Origin of the sequence: Pedobacter gandavensis (genome assembly GCF_032678465.1) — a bacterium.
Classification (GTDB): domain Bacteria; phylum Bacteroidota; class Bacteroidia; order Sphingobacteriales; family Sphingobacteriaceae; genus Pedobacter; species Pedobacter gandavensis_B.
The window spans coordinates 405,598-431,815 of sequence record NZ_JAVTSK010000003.1; the positions used below are offsets into that span (position 1 = coordinate 405,598).

The 26,218-nt window shown below is 40.9% G+C and carries 22 protein-coding genes and 1 riboswitch; all 22 genes read left to right on the forward strand.

Annotation, left to right across the window (positions count from 1 at the left end):
• Positions 1 to 50 precede the first annotated feature (50 nt).
• The 22 genes from kdpB to R2Q94_RS07950 all read left to right on the forward strand — a co-directional run bounded on the left by kdpB (position 51) and on the right by R2Q94_RS07950 (position 26,171).
• On the forward strand, positions 51 to 2,084 hold the full coding sequence (gene kdpB, locus R2Q94_RS07845; protein WP_316820895.1) for a potassium-transporting ATPase subunit KdpB: 2,034 nt from the start codon (positions 51 to 53) through the stop codon (positions 2,082 to 2,084).
• Between the two features lie 45 nt (positions 2,085 to 2,129).
• A complete protein-coding gene (locus R2Q94_RS07850) occupies positions 2,130 to 2,696 on the forward strand; it encodes a K(+)-transporting ATPase subunit C (RefSeq protein ID WP_316820896.1) in 567 nt (188 codons plus the stop codon).
• Positions 2,697 to 2,952: 256 nt separating this feature from the next.
• On the forward strand, positions 2,953 to 4,023 hold the full coding sequence (locus tag R2Q94_RS07855; protein ID WP_316820897.1) for a porin: 1,071 nt from the start codon (positions 2,953 to 2,955) through the stop codon (positions 4,021 to 4,023).
• A 157-nt stretch (positions 4,024 to 4,180) separates the two neighbouring features.
• Entirely contained in the window at positions 4,181 to 4,303 is a 123-nt protein-coding gene (locus R2Q94_RS07860) for a hypothetical protein (RefSeq protein WP_316820898.1), read from the forward strand.
• Between the two features lie 6 nt (positions 4,304 to 4,309).
• A complete protein-coding gene (locus R2Q94_RS07865; protein WP_316820899.1) occupies positions 4,310 to 5,437 on the forward strand; it encodes a sensor protein KdpD in 1,128 nt (375 codons plus the stop codon).
• A gap of 108 nt (positions 5,438 to 5,545) precedes the next feature.
• Positions 5,546 to 7,300, forward strand: a complete 1,755-nt coding sequence (locus tag R2Q94_RS07870; RefSeq protein ID WP_316820900.1) for an ATP-binding protein — start codon at positions 5,546 to 5,548, stop codon at positions 7,298 to 7,300.
• Between the two features lie 57 nt (positions 7,301 to 7,357).
• A riboswitch (cobalamin riboswitch) is annotated at positions 7,358 to 7,546 on the forward strand.
• A gap of 169 nt (positions 7,547 to 7,715) precedes the next feature.
• Complete coding sequence (gene metE, locus R2Q94_RS07875; protein WP_316820901.1) at positions 7,716 to 10,034, forward strand: 5-methyltetrahydropteroyltriglutamate--homocysteine S-methyltransferase; 2,319 nt, start codon at positions 7,716 to 7,718, stop codon at positions 10,032 to 10,034.
• Positions 10,035 to 10,091: 57 nt separating this feature from the next.
• Positions 10,092 to 11,096, forward strand: a complete 1,005-nt coding sequence (locus R2Q94_RS07880) for a beta-ketoacyl-ACP synthase III (RefSeq protein ID WP_316820902.1) — start codon at positions 10,092 to 10,094, stop codon at positions 11,094 to 11,096.
• Between the two features lie 66 nt (positions 11,097 to 11,162).
• Positions 11,163 to 11,549 carry an acyl-CoA thioesterase gene (locus tag R2Q94_RS07885; RefSeq protein ID WP_316821054.1) on the forward strand — a complete coding sequence of 129 codons (387 nt, stop codon included), beginning with the start codon at positions 11,163 to 11,165 and terminating at the stop codon, positions 11,547 to 11,549.
• Between the two features lie 83 nt (positions 11,550 to 11,632).
• Positions 11,633 to 12,007 (forward strand): hypothetical protein, encoded by a 375-nt coding sequence (locus R2Q94_RS07890; RefSeq protein WP_316820903.1) that lies wholly within the window; start codon positions 11,633 to 11,635, stop codon positions 12,005 to 12,007.
• 208 nt (positions 12,008 to 12,215) lie between these two features.
• Positions 12,216 to 12,650: a hypothetical protein gene (locus tag R2Q94_RS07895; RefSeq protein ID WP_316820904.1), complete on the forward strand. Its 435-nt coding sequence runs from the start codon at positions 12,216 to 12,218 to the stop codon at positions 12,648 to 12,650.
• On the forward strand, positions 12,650 to 13,288 hold the full coding sequence (locus tag R2Q94_RS07900) for an SCO family protein (RefSeq protein WP_316820905.1): 639 nt from the start codon (positions 12,650 to 12,652) through the stop codon (positions 13,286 to 13,288). Before R2Q94_RS07895 ends, R2Q94_RS07900 begins: the two co-directional genes overlap by 1 nt.
• 4 nt (positions 13,289 to 13,292) lie before the next feature.
• The gene (locus R2Q94_RS07905) at positions 13,293 to 13,682 is read left to right on the forward strand and encodes a hypothetical protein (protein ID WP_316820906.1); all 390 of its coding nucleotides are present in this window, start codon (positions 13,293 to 13,295) and stop codon (positions 13,680 to 13,682) included.
• A 169-nt stretch (positions 13,683 to 13,851) separates the two neighbouring features.
• Positions 13,852 to 14,652 (forward strand): MbnP family protein, encoded by an 801-nt coding sequence (locus R2Q94_RS07910; RefSeq protein WP_316820907.1) that lies wholly within the window; start codon positions 13,852 to 13,854, stop codon positions 14,650 to 14,652.
• A 6-nt stretch (positions 14,653 to 14,658) separates the two neighbouring features.
• Positions 14,659 to 15,774 (forward strand): cytochrome-c peroxidase, encoded by a 1,116-nt coding sequence (locus R2Q94_RS07915; protein WP_316820908.1) that lies wholly within the window; start codon positions 14,659 to 14,661, stop codon positions 15,772 to 15,774.
• Positions 15,775 to 15,892: 118 nt separating this feature from the next.
• Positions 15,893 to 16,744, forward strand: a complete 852-nt coding sequence (locus R2Q94_RS07920) for an MbnP family protein (RefSeq protein WP_316820909.1) — start codon at positions 15,893 to 15,895, stop codon at positions 16,742 to 16,744.
• Positions 16,745 to 16,750: 6 nt separating this feature from the next.
• On the forward strand, positions 16,751 to 17,797 hold the full coding sequence (locus R2Q94_RS07925) for a cytochrome-c peroxidase (RefSeq protein ID WP_316820910.1): 1,047 nt from the start codon (positions 16,751 to 16,753) through the stop codon (positions 17,795 to 17,797).
• A gap of 46 nt (positions 17,798 to 17,843) precedes the next feature.
• The gene (locus tag R2Q94_RS07930; RefSeq protein WP_316820911.1) at positions 17,844 to 18,770 is read left to right on the forward strand and encodes a transporter; all 927 of its coding nucleotides are present in this window, start codon (positions 17,844 to 17,846) and stop codon (positions 18,768 to 18,770) included.
• Positions 18,771 to 18,932: 162 nt separating this feature from the next.
• Positions 18,933 to 19,511 (forward strand): RNA polymerase sigma-70 factor, encoded by a 579-nt coding sequence (locus R2Q94_RS07935; RefSeq protein ID WP_316820912.1) that lies wholly within the window; start codon positions 18,933 to 18,935, stop codon positions 19,509 to 19,511.
• Positions 19,512 to 19,584: 73 nt separating this feature from the next.
• Positions 19,585 to 20,631, forward strand: a complete 1,047-nt coding sequence (locus R2Q94_RS07940) for a FecR family protein (RefSeq protein WP_316820913.1) — start codon at positions 19,585 to 19,587, stop codon at positions 20,629 to 20,631.
• 175 nt (positions 20,632 to 20,806) lie between these two features.
• On the forward strand, positions 20,807 to 24,367 hold the full coding sequence (locus R2Q94_RS07945) for a TonB-dependent receptor (protein WP_316820914.1): 3,561 nt from the start codon (positions 20,807 to 20,809) through the stop codon (positions 24,365 to 24,367).
• Between the two features lie 19 nt (positions 24,368 to 24,386).
• Positions 24,387 to 26,171 carry a RagB/SusD family nutrient uptake outer membrane protein gene (locus R2Q94_RS07950; protein WP_316820915.1) on the forward strand — a complete coding sequence of 595 codons (1,785 nt, stop codon included), beginning with the start codon at positions 24,387 to 24,389 and terminating at the stop codon, positions 26,169 to 26,171.
• Positions 26,172 to 26,218 lie beyond the last annotated feature (47 nt).

Here is a 26,218-nt window from a genome sequence, read left to right on the forward strand (position 1 = left end):
AATGAAACCTCAATGCTCAATCATTACCATTGAAAAACAATAAGATCCAAATGAAAAATAAATCCAATATATTATTTGAACCTGCCTTGGTCAATACGGCATTAAGGCAATCATTTATCAAACTAGATCCACGCCTGATGATCCGGAATCCGGTAATGTTTACCGTAGAGATTGGAACATTTGTCATGCTGTTCGTCACAATATACTCGCTTAGCAATTCCAGTCAGGGTTCTTTCGGATATAATTTTGTCGTATTTCTTGTCTTGCTCCTGACCGTTTTGTTTGCCAATTTCGCTGAGGCGATTGCGGAAGCAAGGGGTAAAGCACAGGCAGATAGCCTGCGTAAAACAAGAGAAGAAACACCGGCAAAAGTAATTCTGGCTAATGGTACGATTGAAATCCGTTCTTCCAATCAATTGAAAAAAGGAGATGTGTTTTTCTGCGAAACCGGAGATACGATTCCTACAGATGGTGAGATTATATCAGGGATTGCAACCATTGATGAATCCGCAATTACAGGAGAATCCGCTCCCGTGATCCGCGAATCCGGTGGGGATAAATCATCCGTTACCGGAGGTACAAAGGTGCTTTCAGATCAGATTAAAGTACAGGTGAGTACGGCAGCAGGTGAAAGCTTCCTGGATAAAATGATTGCTTTGGTAGAAGGTGCTTCCCGTCAGAAAACACCAAATGAGATTGCATTAACGATTTTACTGGCTGGTTTTACATTGGTATTTATCATTGTCTGCATTACTTTAAAACCATTCGCGGATTTTGCAAATACGCCAATTACCATTGCTTCTTTCATTGCACTATTTGTTTGTCTGATTCCAACAACGATTGGTGGTTTGTTGTCTGCGATTGGAATTGCCGGAATGGACAGGGCATTGAGAGCAAATGTGATCACTAAGTCAGGTAAAGCAGTGGAGACTGCCGGCGACATTGATGTCCTGCTATTAGATAAAACAGGAACGATTACCATTGGTAACCGTAAAGCCACAAACTTTTATCCAACTGCTGGGATCATTATTAAAAGTTTTACAGATGCATGCGTATTGAGCTCTTTGGCTGATGAAACTCCGGAAGGTAAATCCATCATTGAATTGGCCGCTGCTCAGGATGCTAAGCTGATCACAACTCCCCCGGAAGGTTCTAAATTTATCAAATTTACAGCAGAAACCAGATCGAGTGGTTTAGATACACAAGATGGTCGTCGCATCAGAAAAGGGGCTTTTGATTCCATCAGGAACATCGTGCTTTCTGCAGGAAATCCATTCCCGATGGATATTGAAGAACAAGTGAAAAGAATCGCCAGCAATGGAGGGACTCCATTGGTTGTCTCAGAAAATGAACATGCCTTAGGGGTCATTGAATTGCAGGACATCATTAAACCGGGCATCAGTGAACGTTTCGAGCGACTACGTAAAATGGGTGTGAAAACGGTAATGGTGACTGGTGATAATCCATTGACTGCGAAATTTATTGCGCAAAAGGCTGGTGTAGATGATTTTATTGCTGAGGCGAAGCCGGAAGATAAAATGAACTACATCAAAGAAGAACAGGCTCAGGGTAAATTAGTGGCGATGATGGGGGATGGCACCAATGATGCACCGGCACTGGCACAAGCAGATGTAGGCGTGGCGATGAACAGTGGTACACAAGCGGCAAAAGAGGCGGGTAATATGGTAGACCTGGACAACGACCCAACCAAACTAATCGAGATCGTTGAAATCGGCAAGCAATTGCTGATCACCAGAGGAACATTAACTACTTTCTCTATTGCCAATGATGTGGCCAAGTATTTCGCCATTGTTCCTGCATTGTTCATCGTAGCTATCCCTGCCTTACGTAGTCTGAATATCATGGACCTGCACAGTCCTGAAACCGCGATCCTTTCCGCAGTGATTTTTAATGCAATTGTGATTCCATTGTTGATCCCAGTGGCTTTGCGTGGAGTGTCTTATAAGCCAATTGGTGCAACGGCATTATTACGTCGCAACTTGCTGATTTATGGAATAGGTGGAGTAATTGCTCCATTTATCGGAATAAAATTAATTGATATGGTGATTTCATTGATGGCTTAACCGCATTTTTAAAATCACACAAAAAATACTAACATAAAAATTGTCATGAAAAAATACATCATACAATCACTTAGATTAACGGGAGTACTGATGGTACTGCTTTGTATCATTTACCCGCTCCTCATTGCTTATATCGGGAAATTTAGCCCAGGGGAAGGAAGTGGAGAAAAAATCACTAAAAACGGTAAGGTGCTGGGCTATGCCTTAATCGGTCAGTCTTTTACCAAACCGGAATATTTCTGGGGTAGACCTTCCGCTGTAGCTTACAATGCAGCAGGTTCCGGAGGCTCAAACAAAGGACCAACAAATGCAGATTACCTGAAACAGGTGTCCGACAGAGTAGATACGCTATTGAAATACCATCCATATCTGAAAAAATCAGACATTCCTTCAGATATGGTGACGGCATCAGGTAGTGGATTGGACCCTGATATTTCAGAACTGGCTGCCATAATGCAGATCAAAAGAGTAGCAGCTTACCGTAAACTGAGCGACAGAACGGTTGCTGAGTTGGTTGTTAAAAATACAGAGGGGCCATTGTTTGGTCTGTTCGGCCCATCAAAAGTAAACGTACTCAAGTTAAATGTTGCCCTCGATGAGTTAAAGAAATAAGTATCCCTCCCAATTGTGCTGCCCAAACTAATCGCGTTTGCTAAACCACCAGGTTTGGCAGCCCGAAAGGGAAAGTTATGCTTGAAATTTTACCCTCTGTAAGGATCAAAAACAATGAAAAAAGGATAGAAAGGAGCCTTTATAAATCCCTTAAAATGTAAATCAAATGAAAAAATGGAATCCTCATCGGCATAATGCTTAAAAACAAATAAGCAAGGCTTTTGATCGGTCCCTGGTAGATAAAAAATAAATATCAATGAAAAAAATAATCACTTTATCAGCTGTATTAGGCACTGCCCTTTGTTCTTATGCTCAGGAAGCATCAAAAATTAAAGTCTCAGGTTATGTAGAAACCTCTTATGGCTATGATTTTAATAAACCTTCCGACAATAACAGACCAGGTTTTATATATTCTCATAATCGCAGTAATGAAGTAACGCTTAATTTAGGTTTTATTAAAGCGGCGTACGACAATGGTGCCGTACGTGCTAATCTGGCTTTAATGGCTGGTTCTTATGCCAATGCCAATTTAGCTGCCGAACCCGGAGTATTTAAAAATATTTATGAAGCCAATGCCGGAATTAAATTGTCGAAAACTCAGAATCTTTGGATAGATGCCGGGGTGTTCTCTTCACATATTGGTTTTGAAAGCGCGGTGTCAAAAGATTGCTGGGTACTCAGCAGGAATATCTCTTCTGAAAACACGCCATATTTTGAGACTGGTGCAAAAATCAGTTATGGAACGGAAGACGGAAAGTTTAGTGCTACAGTTTTGTATCTGAATGGATGGCAAAGGATTACCCGTCAGAATGAGAATTCTCAGCCTGCAGCCGGAGTACAGTTGACCTGGAAACCTACGGATAGGATTACTGTCAATTACAGTAACTACCTAGGAACAGAAGGCGCAGATTCGGTACGTGTTCAACGTTTCTATCACAATGTGTATGGGATATTTCAGCTGACAGATCATTTTGGAGTAACACTTGGCTTAGACTATGGTACGCAACAAAAAGAAAAAGGAAAATCAGCGAAAAACGAAGTGTTTTCTCCGGTAGCAATTGCACAATATCGGTTCCATCCAAAATGGGCTATGGCTGGTAGAGTAGAGTATTACGAAGATAAAAATGGGGTATTGATCGCTACCGGAACTCCTGAAGGTTTTAAAACCACTGGTTATTCTTTGAATATTGATTATGCACCGGTAAGTAATGCCGTAGTTAGACTGGAAGGAAAACTATACGATAGTAAAGACAAAATTTTTGTGCGCAAAGCAACTGCAGTGAATTATAATGCAGCGATTACTGCAAGTATAGCGGTTGCTTTTTAGCCATTTAAATAGCTGCTCATTTGCTAAAATATGTTCATCATTTTGCTAAGCATAAGTCCTGGTATTTCTCCGTTCTGCGGACTATGCGGAGTTCAGAATGATGAACATATTTATTAAAATGAGAAGGAAAGGATATTGAAATATATTACGGATATTCATGAAAACAAGAAATTATAATGCGAGTACTGTTAAACTAATTCCGCTATTAAGTGTTGGCTTATTGCTGGTTATGGTTTTGTGGTATTTGATAGATCAGGCATACGTGATTGTTAAATGGTAAGCACCGATGGAAGACAATAAGCCAAGCGCAGTAAAGGATTTTATAGACCTTGTAAGAAGATCCCGCAGAGGGAAATTTAAGGTTTATATCGGTATGAGCGCCGGGGTAGGAAAAACCTATCGAATGCTACAGGAAGCTCATGCTTTATTAAAGAATGGGATCGACCTGCAAATCGGTTATATCGAAACGCACAATCGCGTAGAAACACATGCCCTTCTGGAAGGAATTCCCATCATTCCCAGACGTAAGATCTTTTACAAAGGAAAAGAATTGGAAGAGATGGACTTGCAGTCGATCTTAAATATCCATCCTGAAGTAGTGATCGTGGATGAACTTGCTCATACCAATGTGGAGGGGAGTAAAAATACCAAACGCTGGCAGGATGTGGTAGATATTCTGGAAGCTGGAATCAGTGTCATCTCCGCAGTCAACATTCAGCACCTGGAAAGTATGAACGCTGAAATTGAAAAGATCACCGGCATTGCCATTACTGAGCGGATTCCTGATAAAATACTAGAGTTTGCTGATGAAGTGGTCAATATAGATTTGACCGCAGATGAATTGATCGATCGGTTAAAGGCAGGAAAAATCTACGATAAATCTAAGCTGAGCAGGGCTTTAGATAACTTTTTTCAGTCGGAAAAGATTCTTCAACTGAGGGAAATGGCATTGAAGGAGGTCGCCCACCGACTCGAGAAAAAAATAAATCTGGAGATTCCTAAACAAATTAAATTAAGACCAGAACGTTTTCTGGCCTGTATTTCCAGTAATCCTGAGACGGCAAAAACGGTGATCCGGAAAACAGCAAGATTGGCTTCCTACTATAATTCCCCCTGGATGGTATTGTATGTTCAAAATAGTGCAGAAAGTGGGAATAGAATTAAGTTAGATTTGCAACGACATTTGATCAATAACCTAAAGCTGGCCACAGAACTTGGTGCTGAAGTGATTAAAGTAAAGAGTGATCATGTGACAGAAACCATTATGAGAATTTCAGATGAGAAAGAGGTGACCACAATTTGTATCGGAAAGCCACATTTAAACCTATTTCAGGTGGTTTGGAGAACGGCTATTTTTAATCAACTTTTAAAACACATTTCTATCACAGAAACAGATCTTGTTATTTTGTCCTGAGGAGTATGATCAGCCAAGAAAATTTCCCAGCTATTGACGCGCTTATTCCCAATGCAAATAAACCAAAAAATACAATCAGTAAATAATTCTTAATCATAAGATATAGTCATGAAAATCAAAACCAAACTCCGCCTCGGATTCGGATTCCTATTCGTTGTGGTGATATTTTTCGGAGCAGTCTCTTTGTTTTACATGGACCAGATTTCATTAAGTTCAAAGGTGATTCTCAAAGATAATTATGAAACACTCAGTTATACGAGTAATATGCGGGAGGTATTGGATCAAAATACACTGCCACTGCCCCTGGCTGCAAAAGCTCGATTTGAGCAATATCTGGCGATGGAAGGAAAAAATATTACTGAGAAAGGAGAAGGGGCTGCGGTGGCGGCATTGCATAAAGCCTATGAAGGGATGGTATTGCCGGGAGTTACTGATCAGCAATTGAAGGAGGCAGTTACCGCAATACGTGCTGAATTACGGAAAATAGATCAAATGAATATGGCAGCTATAGTCCGTAAAAATGATATTGCTCAAAAATCAATAGAAAAATCAGCAATGTATGTCATCTTTGCTGCTTCAATTTGTTTTCTGATCCTATTTTCATTCATTGTAAATTTCCCTGGTTTCGTGGCCAATCCATTAAGGGAATTCTCCGAAGCGATCCGGGAAATTAGTCGCAAGAATTACAAACAGCGGCTGGACTTTAAAGGAACTGATGAATTTTCTGAGCTGGCACTTTCTTTCAATACGATGGCCCAGGAATTGAATAAATGGGAGAGTAGTAATCTTTCCAAAATTCAATCTGAAAAGCTAAGGATAGAGGCCATCATCCAACAAATGCAGGATGCAATCATTGGTTTGAATGAGAAAAAAGAAATTCTATTTTTCAACAAGGTAGCGGGAGAACTGTTAAACCTGAACGGAGAAGAGGTGATTGGGAAGAATGCCATAGAATTAATGAAAAGAAATGACTTGTTGAACCGCATTCTTCAGGATAAACCCTCAGAAAAAACGATGAAGATTTATGCAGATCAGAAAGAGTCCTATTTTCAACTGGAAAAAAGGGAAATTATGGTGCCCAGTTATGATGCAGATTCGGAAGTGGCGATGTCCCAAACCGCAAAAGCAGCTGGAGAGGTCTATATTTTGAAAAATATTACCCAGTTTAAAGAATTGGATGAAGCAAAAACCAATTTCATTGCAACGGTATCCCATGAGTTGAAAACACCGATATCTTCTATAAAAATGAGCTTGAAACTGATGGATGATGAGCGGGTCGGACCAATGAATGTAGAGCAGAAAGAATTGGTGCAACACATCAAGGAAGACTGTGGTCGGTTGTTAAAAATAACTTCTGAGCTTTTAGATCTGGCACAAGTGGAAACCGGTAATCTGCAGCTGAATTTCGTAAAATCAGATCCCCGGAAGATTGCAATTTATGCGATGGATTCTGTACGTTTTCAGGCAGAACAAAAATCAATCGAGCTGGAATTGATCAGCAGGAATAACCTGCCTAAGATCTATGTGGATGTAGAGAAAACTGCCTGGGTAATGGTGAATTTCCTTTCCAATGCCTTGCGTTACAGTCCTGAAAAGTCTAAGGTTGTGATTCAGGTGATTGAAAAAGGAGAGCATATTGAATTTTCCGTACGTGATTTCGGAAAGGGTATTGAAGAAGTTTATCAAAAGAGATTATTTGATAAATATTTTCAGGTGCCAACAGATGGGAACAATAAATCGGGATCTGGTTTAGGATTAGCAATTTCCAAAGATTTTATAGCAGCAGAAAGTGGAACAATTTGGGTGGAAAGTGCCTTGGGTGAAGGTAGTAAATTCTGTTTTTCATTGCCTATTGCCCTTTAGCATATACCAGGAGAGAGATTTTTCGTTACATTTGCTGTAATAAGTTCTTTAATTATTTCATCATCAACCGGAAGAGGTTTTACTTAGCTGTAGATTAATAGGGAATCGTGTGCAAATCACGAGCTGTCGCGCAACTGTAAGTAACACAAAAGGTTTTTACCCAAGATATCCACTGTTCCAAAAGGAATGGGAAGGATGGTAAAAATGTTACAAGTCAGGAGACCTGCCTTTACCGAATTGACAATGCTTTCGCGAGATGAAGCATGGGTCAGGTAGATGTATACCCGCTGTATATGCCTTTCAGGCATGTGCCTGCCTATACATTTGTTTTTCCATATCCTTCTTCTTTTCGTCAGCTTTGCGATTTCAGCAAAGAACTTTTAACTGATCTTTTCATCAATTTAAAAGCAAGAAAATGCTAACAAACAATCTAGGCTACCCGCGAATTGGTAGTAACAGAGAACTCAAAAAAGCCGCTGAGCAATTTTGGGCAGGGAAGGGTACGCTTCAAAATCTCGTACAGGTAGGAAAAAGTATCCGCCAGCAGAACTGGGAACTGCAAAAAGAAAAGGGAATTGATCTGATTCCTGCGAATGATTTTTCATTTTATGATCAGGTATTGGACCTTTCATTAACCGTAGGAGCGATTCCTAAGCGTTACCATGAGGTGATTTTAAATCCTGCAAATTCAGAGTTGGATTTGTATTTCGCTATGGCCAGAGGTTATCAGAAAGATGGACTCGACATTACGGCGATGGAAATGACCAAATGGTTTGATACCAATTACCATTACATCGTTCCTGAATTCACGAAAGACCAGCAATTCAAATTATTCTCTACAAAAATATTAGACGAATATAATGAGAGTAAAAGACTAGGCATTAAAACCAAGCCCGTGATCATTGGTCCGGTGACTTATCTGTTGCTTGGAAAAGAAAAAGAGCAGGGTTTTGAAAGAATTGACCTGATAAAAAATCTGTTGCCAGTCTATATTGACCTGCTTAAAAAACTCGAAGAGCAACAGGTAGAATGGGTGCAGTTTGACGAGCCCTTCCTGTCTTTAGACTTAACAGAAAAGGATAAAGCAGCTTTCAAATATGCCTATGCAGAGCTTAAAAAGCAATTTCCTAAGCTGAAAACCTTATTGACTACTTACTTTGAAGCATTAAAAGACAATACTGAACTGGCCCTATCACTACCTGTGCATGCCTTACACATTGATCTGGTAAGAAATCCGGAACAACTGGAAACCTTATTACCTCAGATTCCTGCTCAGCTGAAGCTTTCTTTAGGCTTGGTTGATGGACGAAACATCTGGAAAAATGATTTTCGCACTTCATTGCAATTGATTGAGCTTGCAAAAGCAAAATTGGGAGAAAACCGCCTGATCATTAGTCCTTCCTGTTCTTTAATCCATTCGCCATGCGACCTGGATCTGGAAACCAATGATACCGTTTTAACACCAGAAATCAAGCAATGGTTGTCCTTTGCGAAACAGAAGGTGGATGAAATCGTTACTTTGAAACAACTGGCGGAAAATGAGCCATCGGCATTGCCTAAACTGGAAAGCAATATTCAGGCACATGAAAACCGTAAAACTTCTGCTTTAATCCACAATGCTGCGGTAAAACAAAGGGTTGCGGCGATCAGGGAAAAAGATGAACACCGTTTAGCCCCTTATGCCTTAAGAAGTGTAGCGCAAAAGGCTGCCTTGAAATTGCCGTTTTTTCCAACCACCACCATCGGATCATTCCCGCAAACACCTGAGGTAAGAAGCTGGAGAGCAAGGTATAAAAAAGGTCTGCTGTCGCAACAGGAATACGACGAATTAATCGCTGAAGAGACCAAAGAAACGATTTTATTCCAGGAAAAAACAGGAATAGATGTGTTGGTACATGGTGAATTTGAGCGTAACGACATGGTCGAGTATTTTGGTGAACAGCTGGCCGGATTTACATTCAGCAAAAATGGCTGGGTGCAGAGTTATGGCAGCAGATGTGTGAAACCCCCGATCATTTACGGAGATGTATACCGCCCTGAACCGATGACGGTACGTTGGTCGGCTTATGCGCAGTCGCTGACCGGTAAATGGGTGAAAGGAATGTTGACTGGTCCGGTGACCATTTTACAATGGTCATTTGTGCGAAATGATCAGCCACGCTCAGAAACCTGTACACAAATTGCTTTAGCCATCAGAGATGAGGTGGTGGATTTAGAGCAGGCAGGAATAAAAATCATTCAGATTGATGAGCCTGCAATTCGCGAGGGATTGCCACTTCGGAAGGCCGACTGGCAGGAATATTTGCAATGGGCGGTGCGTGCATTCCGAATTTCGGCTAGTGGAGTGGAAAATGAGACACAAATTCATACCCATATGTGTTATTCTGAATTTAATGACATCATTCAGAACATTGCCGATATGGATGCGGATGTCATTACGATTGAATGTTCCCGGTCTCAGATGGAATTATTGGATGCTTTTGCCGATTTCAAGTATCCAAACGAAATAGGACCAGGCGTTTACGATATTCATTCGCCAAGAGTTCCTTCAAAAGAAGAGATGGTTTTGCTGCTGGAAAAAGCCCGGTCTGTGATCCCTTCAGCTCAACTTTGGGTGAATCCGGATTGCGGTTTGAAGACCAGACACTGGGAGGAAACAAAAAAAGCACTCATAGAAATGGTCGCTGCTGCAAAAGTACTGCGGGAATATGTTGAAGAAGCTGTAACTTTGTAAAAAAAATATAACAGGCAAGTGGCATGCTTGCCTGTTTCAATAGATACAGCACACAGAATGAGAATACGTAAAAATGCGGTGATAACCGGAGTTGGTGGTTATGTTCCGGAAACTGTTTTGAGCAACCGTGACCTGGAAAAAATGGTGGATACGAACGAAGAGTGGATCGTTTCCAGAACAGGGATCAAGGAGCGAAGAATAGTAAATGATGCGAATATCGCAACTTCGGATATGGCTACGAGAGCCTTGTTGAGGTTAATGGAAGATGGGAATGTAAATCCGGATGATATAGACTGTGTGATTGTATCTACATCGACTCCAGACTATGTGATGGTTTCTACCGGGAGTATGGTGTGTGAAAAAGCAGGATTAAAGAATGCCTGGGGTATCGATACCAATGCGGCTTGTAGCGGTTTCCTTTATGCATTGACTTTAGGGGCAAGTATGATTGAAAGCGGCCGTTGCAAACGTGTAGTGGTAATTGGTGCTGATAAAAACAGCTCGATCGTGAATTATAAAGACCGCAATACCTGTATTCTTTTTGGAGACGGTGCCGGAGCGGTTTTATTAGAACAGACAGAAGAAGAAGTTGGATTAATTGACAGCTATTTCAGAACGGATGGTAGTGGTAAAGAAAACCTTATTGTTACGGCCGGTGGTTCTAAACACCCTGCATCTCAGGAAACATTAGATCAGAATTTGCATTTTGTGCGCCAGGATGGACGTGTGGTATTTAAAGCTGCAATCCAGGGGATGACAGATACCTGTAAAGAAATTTTAAGGGCAAATGATCTAGACATCAAGCAAATCAACTATCTGATTCCTCACCAGGCAAATTTAAGAATCATCCAGGCTGTTGGAGAACAATTGAGTTTAACTGAATCGCAAGTGAAAGTGAATATCGAACGTTACGGAAATACCACCGCTGCTACTATACCATTGGTTTTATGGGATTTCAAAGATGATTTCAAATATGGCGATAAGCTCTTGTTAACTGCATTTGGCGCTGGATTCTCATGGGGTGCTACCTATTTAAAATGGGGCAAACTGAGAGGGAAATAGCATTTCCCTGGAAGGGAAACGATTAAAGAAAATAAAATGATAGCAGAAGATAGCATTAAAGACAGTATTACTGTAGAAGACAGAATTAAAGCTTCTGAAACACGCATTTTTAAAGCAGTGTTTCCTAATACAACCAACCACTACGACACGCTATTTGGCGGTACAGCCATGCACATGATGGACGAGGTGGCATTTATTACTGCTACACGTTTCAGCAGACAGATTATGGTAACCGTGAGCAGCGACAGGATTGACTTCAAAAGACCTATTCCTGCCGGAACCATTGTAGAGCTGATCGGTACTGTTTCGCATATCGGAAATACCAGTTTGAAAGTGAGAGTCGAAATTTATGTGGAGCAAATGTATTCTGAAGTCCGTGAAAAAGCGGTCACCGGGGAGTTCTCATTTGTAGCCATCGATGAACACAAAAAACCGATTAAAATATTAAAGTAATCACAAGAAAAGCAGGCTCCGGTCTGCTTTTTTTATGTTTTTAATGGTTAAATCCCGGGATTTGTTCCTTATCTTTGCGCCAGATGTTCATCAAACCAACAGCCATATTGCTTTTGCTCAGTTTACTGACGGTAAACTTTGCCAATGCTTTTGTATTTGCTGGTTTTGAAATCAATCAGCAATATATCGCTGCTGAACTTTGTGTCAACAAAGACAAACCTCAATTGCAATGTAACGGTAAGTGCTATTTAATGAAAAAGTTAAAGCAAGCACAAGACAAAGAACAGAAGCAGGAAAGACAAGCGCAGAAAACACAAATTCAAGATGCATTGGTGGTTACACCATTGGTGTTTAAACAATATCCTTTTGCAGAAATTACACGCCATGTTCCGGTTTCTACAGGAATGCCTAGTGCGATTCGTAATTCCATATTTCACCCTCCTCAATTTATCGGTTAACCAGATTTTTAGGTAAAAAAACGAATGTCTGATTTTAAAAAAAATTAGTCATCCGCCTATTTTAACTATGCGCTGTTTTTTAAGCGCGAAATTATTGTATCCATTTTTTCTTGTTGTTCATTTGGAATGCCTGGCCATTGCCTGCAATGGAAATGTATTGCATTTGGAAAAATATGGAGCTATCTATCGGTGTTAATGATTGAATAAGATGAAAAGAATTTTTGGCGCAGTACTGCTGGCGGTTACCGCTATCGCCTGTACGCAACCCGCAGATTATAAAAAAGAACGTGATGAAGTCATGAAGTTTCATGATGTGGTGATGGGCGACCATAGTACCCTTGTAAATTATCAAATGAAACTGGATACGCTGCAACAGAACATGGCGGATTTGAAAACAAAGTTTCCTGAAATTGATACCCTAAAAGAAAAGGAAAACATTCAATTACTTTTAAAAGAGCTGACTGCTGCAGAGGACAGTATGAATGATTGGATGCACAAATTTGAACCTGATATCAGCGGGAAGTCAAATGAAGAGGCGATCAGATATTTCCAGAACGAAAAAGCAAAGATTGTGGCGGTCGACAGTCTCTATAAAAAAGAGATCAAATCATCTGAAATCTATTTCAATAAATTCAAAAAGTAATGAGGAGATTTTTAACAGGTATGACGCTTTCTTTATTGTTGCTGATGAGCTGTAAAGAAAAGCCGAAAAGACTGCCTTATCTACAATTGGAACAGAAGGAGCGGGTAGTAGATGGTAAGACCGTTATAGATAGTGTTTTTAGGCCAATTCCGGCCTTTAAACTCTTTAACCAGGATAGTATAGTGGTCACTGAAAAAGATTTCGATGGAACGATCTATGTGGCCGATTTCTTTTTTACCTCCTGTCCGACGATTTGTCCCACTATGCATAGAAATTTAATGAAAGTCTATGAAAAGTATAAAGGGAACCCGGAAGTGAAGCTGGCTTCCCATACCATTGATGTAAAATACGATACGCCTTCCAGGATGAAAGCTTATGCCAGCAAACTTGGTGTTGATGGAAGGCAATGGGAGTACCTGTGGGGCAGCAGGGATGAAATCTATGCCCTTGCCGAACGCAATTACCTGGTTGCTGCACAAGAAGACAAAAATGCACCTGGTGGTTTTATCCATCAGGGATACCTGGTTTTGGTAGATAAAGAGAAGCGCATCAGAGGGGCTTATGATGGTACGCTGGATTCCGATGTACAGCAACTGATGACTGATATGGACACCTTGTTAAAAGAATATAAAAAATAAGCTCATGCTCAAACGCTTTACCTGCTTTATTTTATTGTTCACCTTGCTGCTGGCACAGTTCAGTAAGGTGTTCGTATATGCAGGTTTTGAGCTGAACCAGCAATACATTGCTGCTGTACTTTGTGAAAATAAAGACAAGCCGGAAATGCATTGTAATGGTAAGTGTTACCTGATGAAAAAACTGAAACAGGCTGAGGATAAGGAAAAGAAACAGGAAAGAGATGCACTGAAGAAAACAGTTTCCGATGTCTTCTTTTTAAGCGCAGTTGCTGAACCCCTGCTGCCTCTGCCGGTCCAGACAACAGCCGTCCCTGTAGAAGTATCCTTTGATCTTCCTGAACACCATAGCGAGATCCCGCACCCGCCACCCAGCGGCATTTTATTCCTTTCATAAAAAATTGCTGTCTGTATTGATTCGTATGACTATGCGAAGATCAATTGGCATCCTCCTGGAAATCACCGGCCTTGTTTTTTGTGCCATTTGATTTTCCCGGCTATCCATTTATAAAAATGCCGCTCTTTCGGCTTTACGGAAGAGTTATGGCCCATCCATATTAAATAAAATGAAAAAAATATTGACCATAGTTACCTTATCATCCTTACTATTTACCGCTTGTTCAAAAGATAAAGACGCGATTAATGCTGTAGAATCCACTGGAAAAACTACTGTAACTTTTGATGCCAGATTTGGCAATCAGGATTTCGCATTGAATACTGATTTTACCACTGGCGGAAGAACTTTCAATTTCAATAAATTCAGATATTGGATCAGTAATGTAGTGTTGGTGAATACCAATGGGGAAGAATTTAAAGTACCTGCTTCCTATTATTTGCTGGAAGAAACAGGCACTATTAGCCTTACCGGTGTGAATAATGACCTTCCTACCACGGTTTATCCTGCTACGAAAAGAGAAGATGTGGTGTTGAAAGACCTGAAAGCCGGGGATTATAAAACCCTGAAATTTTCCGTTGGGGTGGATTCCAGGTATAATGACAACCTGAGTCTATTGGCTGGAGAACTTTCTCCACTTAATGGGATGACCAATGTTTCCTGGATGTGGCTCACCAGCTATATTTTTACTTCCGCAACAGGCAAAGTAACAGAAGCTGCAAATACTAAAAATTTAAAGATTGAAACTGGCCTGAATGCCAATTATAAAACAGTCACACTAGAGCTGCCACAATTTTTAAAAGTTAGCGCCACAAAATCATCAGGAATTGTACTGAATGTGGATCTGGCCAAAGTCCTGGATGGAATTGATGTGATGACTACACCTGTGGTGGGTGCAGCACAGGCCAGCACAATGGCTGCGGTAGCAGGCAATTACAGTACGAAGGTATTCAGTGTAAAAACGGTACACTAAAGTGCTATGAAAGCTGCTATCGCATTTCTTATTTCTGCTGCTTTCCATGTACGATCAGCCTGGTTTTTCGCTATACTGATCAGCCTTGCTATTTTCAGTTCCTGTAAAAAGGAGGAATTGCCGGAGCCGCAGGATTTAAGGGGATTGCATCCTGTTGAATTGTTGCCTCCGGCAAATTTCCCTGCCTTGCAGGAACATCCTGATAATCCTTTAACAGTTGAAGGGATTGAATTGGGCAGGAAATTGTTCTATGATGTAAGGTTATCGGGGAATAACAAGATCTCCTGTGCTTCCTGTCACCGGCAGGACCTGGCTTTTTCGGATGGGTTGGCATTGAGCAATCAGGGTTTTTCCGGGAAACAACTGAGCAGACATGCCCCGGTTTTGTTTAACCTGGCCTGGGCTGATCAGGGTTTGTTCTGGGATGGAGGCGCAAAAAATCTGGAATCCCAGGCATTGGGACCTTTAACATCTGAAGAAGAAATGCATCAGGATCTTTACGAACTGGAATCCGAATTAAAAGCCATACCGGACTATGTAAATCAGTTCAGACAGGTCTTTAAATCAGAAATACGATCGACAGATGTGCTGAAAGCATTGGCGCAGTTTCAGCGGACACTGATCTCTGCAAACTCGGCCTATGATCAGTATACCGCTCGGGGGAAATCCGAAGCTTTAAATGGAGAAGAACTGCAAGGCATGAAACTGGTTGCTGAAAAATGTGGGACTTGCCATTCCGGAGCCTTATTTACCGATCAGCGTTTCCACAACAACGGAATAGACGCAGCATTTTCAGATGAAAATGAGGGGATTTATCAAGGACATTTCCGGGTAAGTTTAAATCCTGCAGATCTGGGGAAGTTTAAAACTCCTTCCTTAAGAAACGTCCGGTTAACTGCGCCTTATATGCACGATGGCAGGTTCAAGAGCCTGGAAGAGGTACTGGATCATTATCAGTATGGTATCAAGATATCTTTAACTACTGATGTCAGTTTATTCCAAAATCAGGGTAAGCCAGGAATTCCCATGTCAGTATCGGAAAGAAAAGCAATAATTGCCTTTTTGAATGCGCTCAGCGATAGTGAATTTATTAGCAATAAAAAACAAAGTGAAAACAATTAATCCTGGGAGGAAAGCCCAGGGAATAAGTATCCATATGATCAAGGACGAGCAGCTTAAATGAAAAAAGATAGTGCTCAAATGTGACATGATTAAAAGGATGCAAAAAGAAAATATCAAAATGAAAAACACAACTAAAATTATAGCCGGCCTGATTTCCGTATTGAGCATCAGCCTTTTCGGATGTTCTAAAAAAGACAATCCTGTACCAGAGTTTCAGGAAACAAATCTGGCGCCATTATCTATAGAATTCGATAACATAGTTGGTGCCCGGACTTTTACCTTAAACAATACCGGCAGTCCCTATAAAAATGCAGCAGGAGAAGAATTCAGTATTTCCTTTTTACAGTATTTTATCAGCAATATTAAAGTAGAAACTGCGGCAGGGAAAAGTTATACCGTAAATCCTGATAGCAGTTATTTCCTGATAAAGGGCTCGGATAAAGCTACGCGTTTTGCGAAAGTAAGGGTACCCGAGGGAGATTATACCAAAGTAACTTTCACTTTAGGTGTAGATAGCTTGCGCAGTACCATGCCTATCGACAAGCGTACCGGTGTTTTAGATCCTGCAGCGGGTGGCGATCATGAAAACGGCGGAATGTACTGGGGCTGGAACAACGGTTATATCTTCTTCAAATACGAAGGAAATTCTAAGGTGATTTCTGATGATGCCAGCGGTGATCCTACGGGCAAAAAGCAGTTTAAATATCATATCGGTTTCTTCGGAGGCTACTCTGTGCCTACCATTAATAATATCAAAGTAATTACCATGGATTTAAATGCTGCAGGGATTGCCAAAGTGAGAAAAGACAGACAAAGCAATGTGCACCTGTTTGTGGATCTAATGAAGGTTTTCAATGGAAAAACACCTTTCAGGATTGCAGATCATCCAAATGTGATGTTCAATGATTTTAGCAGCACAGTAGCAGGGAATTACGTAGAGATGTTTAAACACGATCACACGGAGAACTAATTGATAATGATGAAGAAGAAACATTGGGTGGTTTTACTGATTTTTGGCTTGTTTATCTTTGCCTGTAAGAAAGACCATCCCCTTAAAGAAGAAATAGAGAAGTTCCTGGGTTTTCAAAAGCCATCAAATTTTCCGGAGCCGGTGTATAATTTTTCAAATAACCCGGTCACAAAGGAAGGTTTTGAATTGGGAAGGGCCTTGTTTTATGAACCCAGACTTTCCAGGAACAATACCATTACCTGCGGTTCCTGCCATATTCAATCTTCGGCATTTACACAACATGGACATGATGTGAGTCATGGAATCGACGATCGTCTCGGAACCAGAAATTCACCCCCGATCATGAACCTGGCCTGGAGTAAAGCTTTTATGTGGGGTGGTGGGGTTTACGACCTGGATCTTCAGCCCATCACGCCCATCACCACACATGAAGAAATGGATGAAAGCCTGGATAATGTGTTGAATAAAATCAGGACAGTACCTAAGTACACCGCGCTATTTAAGCAGGCTTTTGGGACCGAAGAAGTGACTACTGCAAGATTTATGAAGGCACTTTCCCAATTCATGGTCATGTGTGTGAGTAGTAATTCAAAATATGATCAGGTGATGCGAAAGGAAGGAGCAGTATTTACCACTGAAGAGCAGGAAGGATATGTGCTGTTCAAAGAGAAATGTGCTTCCTGTCATTCGGAACCCCTGTTTACTGATGGTTCTTTCCGCAACAATGGACTGGGAACTAGCGCAGTAAATGACCAGGGCTTATACGCAGTCACGCTGATAGAAACCGACCGTTATAAATTTAAGGTGCCTTCCTTGAGGAATTTGAAATATACGGCTCCCTATACTCATGATGGCCGTTTTTTGTCGCTGGATGGCATGTTGGAACATTACAGTTCAGAAGTAAAGGATAGCCCGAATCTGGATCCGCTGCTGCGTAAGAATGGAAAATTGGGCATTGAACTGTCGACATCAGACAAGGTAAAACTAAGTGTATTTTTAGGAACGCTAAATGATGAAGTTTTTATCAATGATAAACGCTTCTCAGAACAATAAAATTGAAGATTAGCACAGTAGGTCTGTGCCATAAAAGATAGATAAAATGAGAAATAAAATAATATTGCTGAGCATCATAATGTTGTTTATAGTGAGTGTAACTAAGGCTTGTGACATTTGTGGTTGTGGGGTAGGGAGTTATTACCTGGGGATTTTGCCGGAATACAATAAGCGTTTTATAGGCTTAAGATACCAACATAAAACATTGCAAACGCACCTGGGGCCGCTTGGAGAACGAAGCCCAATTACAGCCGATGAAACCTATCAAAGTATGGAGCTCTGGGGAGGATGGAATTTTGGTACTAAATTCCGGGTATTGGCTTTCCTGCCTTATAATTTTAATGACAGACGAAGTCAGACCGGAAATGGAACTAAAACAGGTCTTGGAGATATTGCGCTAATGGGATACTATAAATTACTGGATCAGAAGGGAACGTTAGGAGACCGTTTATTGCTGCAGTCGATCTGGATTGGTGGCGGAATTAAAGTACCTACCGGAAAATATGAACCTACGGAAAGATTGGCGGTGAGTGAATCGCCTAATAACTTTCAACTGGGAACAGCAAGTACTGATTTCACCATCAATGCTGCTTATGACATCCGTTACAATGACCTGGGCTTAAATGCAAATGTCAATTATAAATTGAATACAGAAAACAGATACGAATATCGTTATGGAAATAAACTGACGGCTAATTTACTGGCTTATTATAAGTTCCGCGTTGCAGAAAAAATAACGCTGGCACCAAATGCCGGGGTACTGTATGAAACTGCACAAAAAGATGTAGAAAACAACAAGTACGAAGTACAGGTTTCGGGAGGTTATTCTTTATCTGCAGTATTGGGTGTGGAAGTCGCATTGAAGGGCTTGACATTAGGTGCAAATTACCAGAATGTACGTTCGCAGGATCTTGCGGAAGGTAGGGCCAGGGCCGGGAACCGTATGATGGTTCATGTTTCCCTGCCCTTTTAAGGGAATTTATTAACCATAAATTCTAGTTGAAATCTGATTCAGCAGGATGGGTAATCCTGCTGAATCATTTGCTCATCTCCCGTAAAAAAAACTAATAAACCTTCGGTTTAAATTGTTAAGTTTGTTATAACCAGACCATAACTAACCAATCTTGCCGACCGTATGAATCTCTCAATTCTCACTGATGATGAGTTGATCGTTCTTTTTAAGCACGGTAGTGAGTCTGCGTTCAAGGAAATCTATAGCCGGTATTGGAAGGGGGTGTTCCAGGTTGCTTTTAAAAAGGTCCACCATAAAGAGCTCGCCGAAGAACTCAGTCAAAATCTTTTTGTCGCATTGTGGAATAAGCGCGAACGTGTCGAAATCTCTTCGATTTCTAACTATCTGTTCGGAAGCTTAAAATATAGCATTATCAATCATTACAAATCGCAGCTTGTGAGGACAAAGTATCAGGATCACCTCAAGTTGCAGAAGATTGACCAGGTAGACAATACCGATTATTTGTTAATGTTAAATGAACTGAGAGAGGCCTTGAATGAAGGCATCGCACGTTTGCCTAAAAAAACAGGAGAAGTATTTAAGTTGAGTAGAATGGAGCATTATTCTGTCAAAGACATCTCCAGAGAACTCAATATCTCCGAAAAAGCAGTTGAATACCACATCACACAATCGCTGAAATCTATGCGTTTTCATCTGAAAGATTACCTCTTCTTAGCCGTGTTTTCAACGCTGTTTCTATAAAGAAAAATAAATATTTTATTTTTCTTTAGGGCTCTGCCTGAATTAGCTGACATATAGTTTAAAAGCTATAATAATGAGTAGAGAAGCATTTCATCTTTTATTGGATCGGTATCTGGAAGGAAAATGTACCACAGAAGAAAAACGCGTGGTGGAGGAGTGGTACGCGATGCTGGATAAACAAGAACTGGAGGACATCAGTTCAAGGGAAATCAATGCCATTGAACAAAAACTCTGGGATCGGATTCATACAGATATTTCTATCAGTCCGGAACACTTACCTGAAATCCGCAACTCCAAAATTTGGCGCTGGACTGCGGTTGCTGCTGCAATTACTGGTTTTTGCCTGATCACAGGCTATTTATTTTTAAAAGAAAAAGTGGCCAGTCCACAGTTTATTACTGCTTCCATATCAAATGAAATCAAGCAACAGGTCAACCTGGACGGAAAACCAAAAAAGGTAGTGTTTGATGATGGCAGTTTTGTGGTATTGGAAGCCAATGCAAGCATTAAATACCCTGCCCATTTTTTAAGTGATAAAAGGGAAGTGGTATTGGAAGGTACTGGTTTTTTTCAAATCATGACGGATGCCTCCAGACCCTTTCTGGTGTACAGCAAAGATGTGGTTACTAAGGTTTTGGGAACCAGTTTTAGTGTGAGTAATCCTACAGGTGAAAAGGGAACAGAAGTAGTCGTGAAAACAGGAAAAGTAGCCGTTTCTCCTATTTGTAGTCGACTGGCGCTGGTCGAAAATATACTTGGGCATCACAAAGAAATCATCTTAAGCCCAAATCAAAAAACGGTATTTAAGGCTGATGATCACAGTTTCAGGCAAAGTCTGGTGTCCAATCCTGAACCTATTATTCCTACAAATCAAACAGAAGTAAAAGAATTGTTCTCTTTTAATGATGCAACACTTGCGGAGGTGATTGCTTCACTTAAAAAGACCTATGGTATAGAATTTCAGATCGCAGATTCTGCTTTGCTGGATGATACTTTTACAGGCGATCTTACGGAGCAGAATTTATACAGTAAACTGGATTTTTTATGTGCAGCTGTTAAGGCTTCCTATGAGATTTCTGGTACTACCATCATCATTAAAAGTAAAAATGGGCCTCATTAACAGCAAGGCCTTGTAACTAACCAAACCTAAGCAACCTAAACCAAATGCGTATGAAAAAGAGAGACTTTTACTAGAAAATCCGGAGATAAAAAAACTGACAATGTTGCGGAACATTGCCAGTTAAAATGATTTTGAACGAAACTTTTCACATTAACGAACAAAAACTTCTAAAGGTATGAATAAAAAGCGATTTGTTGCTTTAATAATAACAGCAATGCGGATATCTGTAAGCCAAATATTTATTGTCATCTTGTTCAGCTGTAGTACTTTTGCGAAAACTGCAGAGGCTCAGGGTGTACTCAATAAAGAAATTTCCATAAACATTACCGAGGGTAAAATCAAACAGATTCTGAAGGAGATACAAACTCTGACGAACGTGAAGTTTATTTATAGTCCTTCGGCCATTAAATCTGAAAGGGTCACCTCTTTAAATGTGGTCAACAAGCGGCTGGGAGATATCCTTGCAGAGGCTTTTGGGCCATTAAATATTACTTATAAGGTAGTAGATCAACACATTTTACTGTACGACAGGGGGAGTAATGCTGCCCTTGAAGCTGGGCTAGAAAAACCGGCTGTCACGATCAAGGGGCAGGTTACATCCTTAAAAGGAGAAAGTTTACCAGGGGTAAGTGTGAAGATCAAGGGAACCAATATCGGTGCTATGACCGATGCCAACGGGAATTACGCGATTAGTGCAAGCAATGCAGAAGTGGTTCTGGTATTTACCTATATCGGTTTTATGACAAAAGAAGTGCCAGCTGAAGGTAAAACAGTACTCAACGTGCAGTTAACGGAAGAGCCAACTTCTCTCGGAGAAGTGGTGGTGGTGGGCTATTCGAGTCAGAAGAAAAAAGACCTGACGGGTGCAGTATCTGTTGTCAATGTTGCTGACATGCTTAAACAACCAGCTGCTTCTGTGAATAACTTATTGCAGGGCCAGGCATCAGGGGTAACTGTATTGGGTTCTGGTCAACCCGGAGATGAACCTCAGGTCAAAATCAGAGGGATCAATACTTTTGGAAACAATAGCCCTTTGTATGTGGTAGATGGAGTGCCAACTGAAAGTGTATCTGATATCAATCCCAATGATATTGAGTCTGTTCAGGTATTAAAAGATGCAGGTGCAGCCTCGATCTATGGTTCCCGGGCAGCGAATGGTGTGATTGTAGTGACCACTAAAAAAGGGAAAGGTAAGGTGCAGGTCAACTATGATGCCTATTATGGTACGCAACGTCCAAAAACAGGAAATGTATGGAGCATCCTGAATCCAAATGAAATGGCCACCTTGAAAAGACAGATGTTGATCAATTCCGGAGAAACAGACCTGAATGACGATTTATATGGTGACGGTCCAAGCTACGTGGTACCCGATTATATCCTGCCTAAAGGAGCAAAAGAAGGAGACCCTTCTGTAAATCCAGCACTTTATAACCTGAAACCATTCTTCACATCCGATGCGGAATACAATGCTTTTTATAGAATTACAAAGGCCAATAAAACAGGTACAAACTGGTATGAGGAGATCTTTAGTCCGGCACCAATCACAAGTCACAACATTTCCGTAAGCGGTGGAACTGACCAGGGAAACTACCTCCTTTCTGCCAATTATTTTAACCAGCAAGGAACTTTGATGAACACTTATCTGGAGCGTTATACACTACGTTCCAATACCCAGTTTAATATCGGTAAAAGAGTGAGGGTGGGAGAAAATCTATCCTATTCGATTACCAATAATCCTAAAATTGGAGGTTTAAGCGGAGATAATGCGATTGGTCATGCTTTTAGGGAACAACCCATTATTCCAGTATATGACATTATGGGCAATTATGCAGGTTCCTATGGTGGAGAGCTCGGTGATGCCTACAATCCGGTAGCCATGCTCAAGAGAACAAAAAATAATAAGGCCACAGACAACAGGCTATTTGGGAATGTATTTATTGAAGCTGATTTACCCGCCTCATTAACTTTAAGGAGTTCATTTGGGGGTTCTAATTCATCCGGAAATAGCCGTTCATTTGTATATCCACAGTACGAAAATGCAGAGAACAATACCAGTAATTCTTATTCAGAGTCTTCCTATGCGAGTTTTGATTATACCTGGACAAATACCCTTTCTTTTAATAAACAGTTCGGGCAACACAGTTTGAAAGCTTTGGTAGGTACTGAATATTTGCGCAATCGTTACAGTACCATGAGTGGCAGTAACAGGGGCTATTTCTCTTTTGATCCGGACTATACCAACCTCACCACAGGTAGCGGACCTAAGGACGCCAATTCTGAACGTATTGCCAGTGCCATGTTTTCTTTAATTGGGCGTGTCGATTACAGTTTCAATGACAAGTATTTACTTGGTGCTACGCTGAGAAGAGATGGTTCATCTAAGTTTTTGGAAAATGTATATGGATGGTTTCCTGCTGTAAGTGGGGGATGGAGAATTTCGCAGGAGTCTTTTTTAAAGGATGTGAAATGGATTTCTGATTTGAAAATCAGAGGAGGCTGGGGCGTGATGGGCAACCAGTTGAATGTATCGGAAGGGAACTCATTTGATACTTACAGTAGTGATATCGCTCCTTCTTATTACGCCATTGGTGGTGGCAACAACATCGTAGCTGGTTTTTATAAAAACAGAACAGGTAATCCTGGCGCAAAATGGGAGAAAAATACCAATGCAAATATTGGTATAGATGCCACTTTGTTTGAAGGAAAATTAGAGCTTTCTGCAGATTACTATAGAAAAAATATCACAGACCTATTATTTAATCCGGAAATGATCGCCACAGAAGGAGCTTCAAGCACACCTTTTTTGAACATTGGCAAAATGAAAAATGAAGGTCTGGATCTGGCCATTACCGGACGCAGCAATATTGGTAAGGACTTTAAATTGAGTGCAACCGCAACGATCACTACCTATAATAATTTGATTCAGAAGGTTTCTGGTGACGCAGATTATTATGATCTGGATGCGCGTCGGTTTGATGGAAGTAATATCATCCGCAATCAGGTTGGCCATTCTGTAAGTGAGTTTTTTGGTTATAAAGTTGCCGGTTTCTGGCAATCACAGGAAGAAATTGATGCGGCAAATTTAAAGGTGCAGCAACAAACCGCAGACCCAAATGCAGTTTTTCAAAATGCCGTCGCTCCTGGTCGTTTCAGATATGAAGATGTGAACGGTGATGGACTGATTAATGCCGATGACCGTACTTTTCTCGGGAATGCAAATCCTGATTTTAGCTATGGTCTGAACCTGAATATGACCTATAAGGATTTCGATATGAGCATGTTCTTCTATGGTGTGCAAGGCAATTCCATTTGGAATCAGGTGAAATGGTGGACCGATTTTTCCTCATCTTTTGGAGGGGCAAAAAGTTATACCGCACTTTACAACTCCTGGACACCTGATCATAGAGATGCAAAGGCGCCCATTCAGGAAAAGGAACAGTCTTTTAGTACAAATGGGGTTCCTAACTCTTACTTCGTAGAAGATGGTTCTTACCTGCGATTAAAAAACATTCAGATTGGCTATACGCTACCTGCCAAAACTTTACAGAAGTTTGGTGTAGGTAGATTGAGGGTTTACCTTTCAGCAGCCAATCTATTTACCATCACGAAATACTCTGGGATAGATCCTGAAATTGGCACTTCCAGCGAAACAGATAACCAGACCGCTTTTGGTGTGGATGATGGTGCCTACCCAAGTCAGCGGACATTCCTTGTAGGTTTAAGTTTGAAATTTTAATTATTAATGGTTTAAACAGATGAAAAAATCAACATATCTATTGTTAACGGTACTGTTTTTTACCGGACAATCTTTTTTTTCTTGCAAGAAGGCATTAGAGCAACCACCACTGGGCGCATTAACTAAAGAAATTATCACCAACAAAAATGGGGTCAATAATCTGTTAATAGGTGCCTATGCAGCTTTGGATGGGATGGCTGGTGGAAATACCTCCCTTGGTGGAGGAGATGCCTGGGCGGCTTCTCCAAGTAATTGGGTTTTCGGTGCTATTGCTGGTGGAGATGCTTCAAAGGGAAGTGACGGCAGTGATCAGCCAGGAATAGATCCTATTGCCAAGTTTTATGCAGATGCTACCAATGCTTTTTTTAATAGCAAATGGAAAGCCCTATATGAGGGGGTAAAAAGAACCAATGATGTCCTGCTGATTTTATCACTGGCTAAAGATCTTACTCCGGAAGAACGTGTGCAAATACAAGCCCAGGCCAGATTTTTACGTGCACATTATTATTTTGAGCTGAAGAAAATGTGGAATATGGTGCCATGGATTGATGAAACTACTACAGTATTTAATCAGCCTAATACGACAGATATCTGGCCAAAAATTACTGATGACCTGAAGTTTGCATACGACAATTTACCATCCATACAATCGGAAATTGGTAGGGTCAATAAATGGGCTGCCGGCGCTTATCTTGCCAAAGCTTACTTATATCAGCATAAGTTCAGTGAATCCAGGGCTTTATTTGAAGTAGTGATTTCTACTGGAGTAACCAGCAGCGGTAAAAAATATGCACTGAATGAGGAATTCGCGGATAATTTTAAACCGAGTAAAGAAGATAATTCTGAGGTGGTTTTTGCCATCCAGATGTCGGCCAATGTAGATGCGAATGGCCCTTCCCTGGGTAATAATGGTGATATGCTGAACTTTCCATATGGAGAGAGTCCTTTTGGTTGCTGCGGATTCTTCCAGCCATCGGTCGATTTGGTGAACCATTTTAGAACGGATGCGCAAAGCGGACTTCCATACCTGAACGATTACAACGATCATGCTATCCTCAATGATATGGGGATTAAAGGTGCTGATCCCTTTGAGCCAGATCAGGGAACTGTAGATCCCAGATTGGATTGGACTGCAGGGAGACGTGGTATTCCTTATCTGGATTGGGGAAATTATCCAGGAGAACCATGGATCAGAGATCAGCGTTACGGAGGCCCTTATGGCCCTAAAAAGAATATTTACTGGCAGGCAACCAGGGCAACTGATGAGGATAAAACGACCTGGGCTCCAGGTTCAGCAATTAATTATTTAGTGATTCGTTTTGCAGATGTGCTGTTGATGGGAGCGGAAGCAGAAGCCCAGGCCGGAAGCTTATCTAAAGCTCAGGAATATGTAAATATTGTCAGGGCACGTGCCGCCAATCCTGTGGGTTGGGTGTATCAGTACAAAGATGAAGAGAATCCTTTGGCAGGGTTTTCTACGACTCCAGCAGCAAACTATAAAGTAAGTGAATATCCTGCAGGTGATTTTTCGGCTAAAGGAAAGGATAATGCACTGGCTGCAATTTACTTTGAGCGAAAAATAGAGCTGGCCATGGAAGGTCACCGTTTCTTTGACCTGGTGCGTTGGGGAATCGCGGAAACAGAATTGAATGCCTATTTTAATTATCAGGGGAAAATTACCTCCGATGTAAGAAACGGGAAGTTCATCAAAGGTAAGAATGATATCTACCCGATTCCACAGCGACAAATTGACCTGAGTCGAGCAAATGGTGCTGCTGTACTTAAACAAAACACAGGATACTAGTAATCATAATTTTGCTTTATATTTAATTAAGGAGTGGCCGTACCACT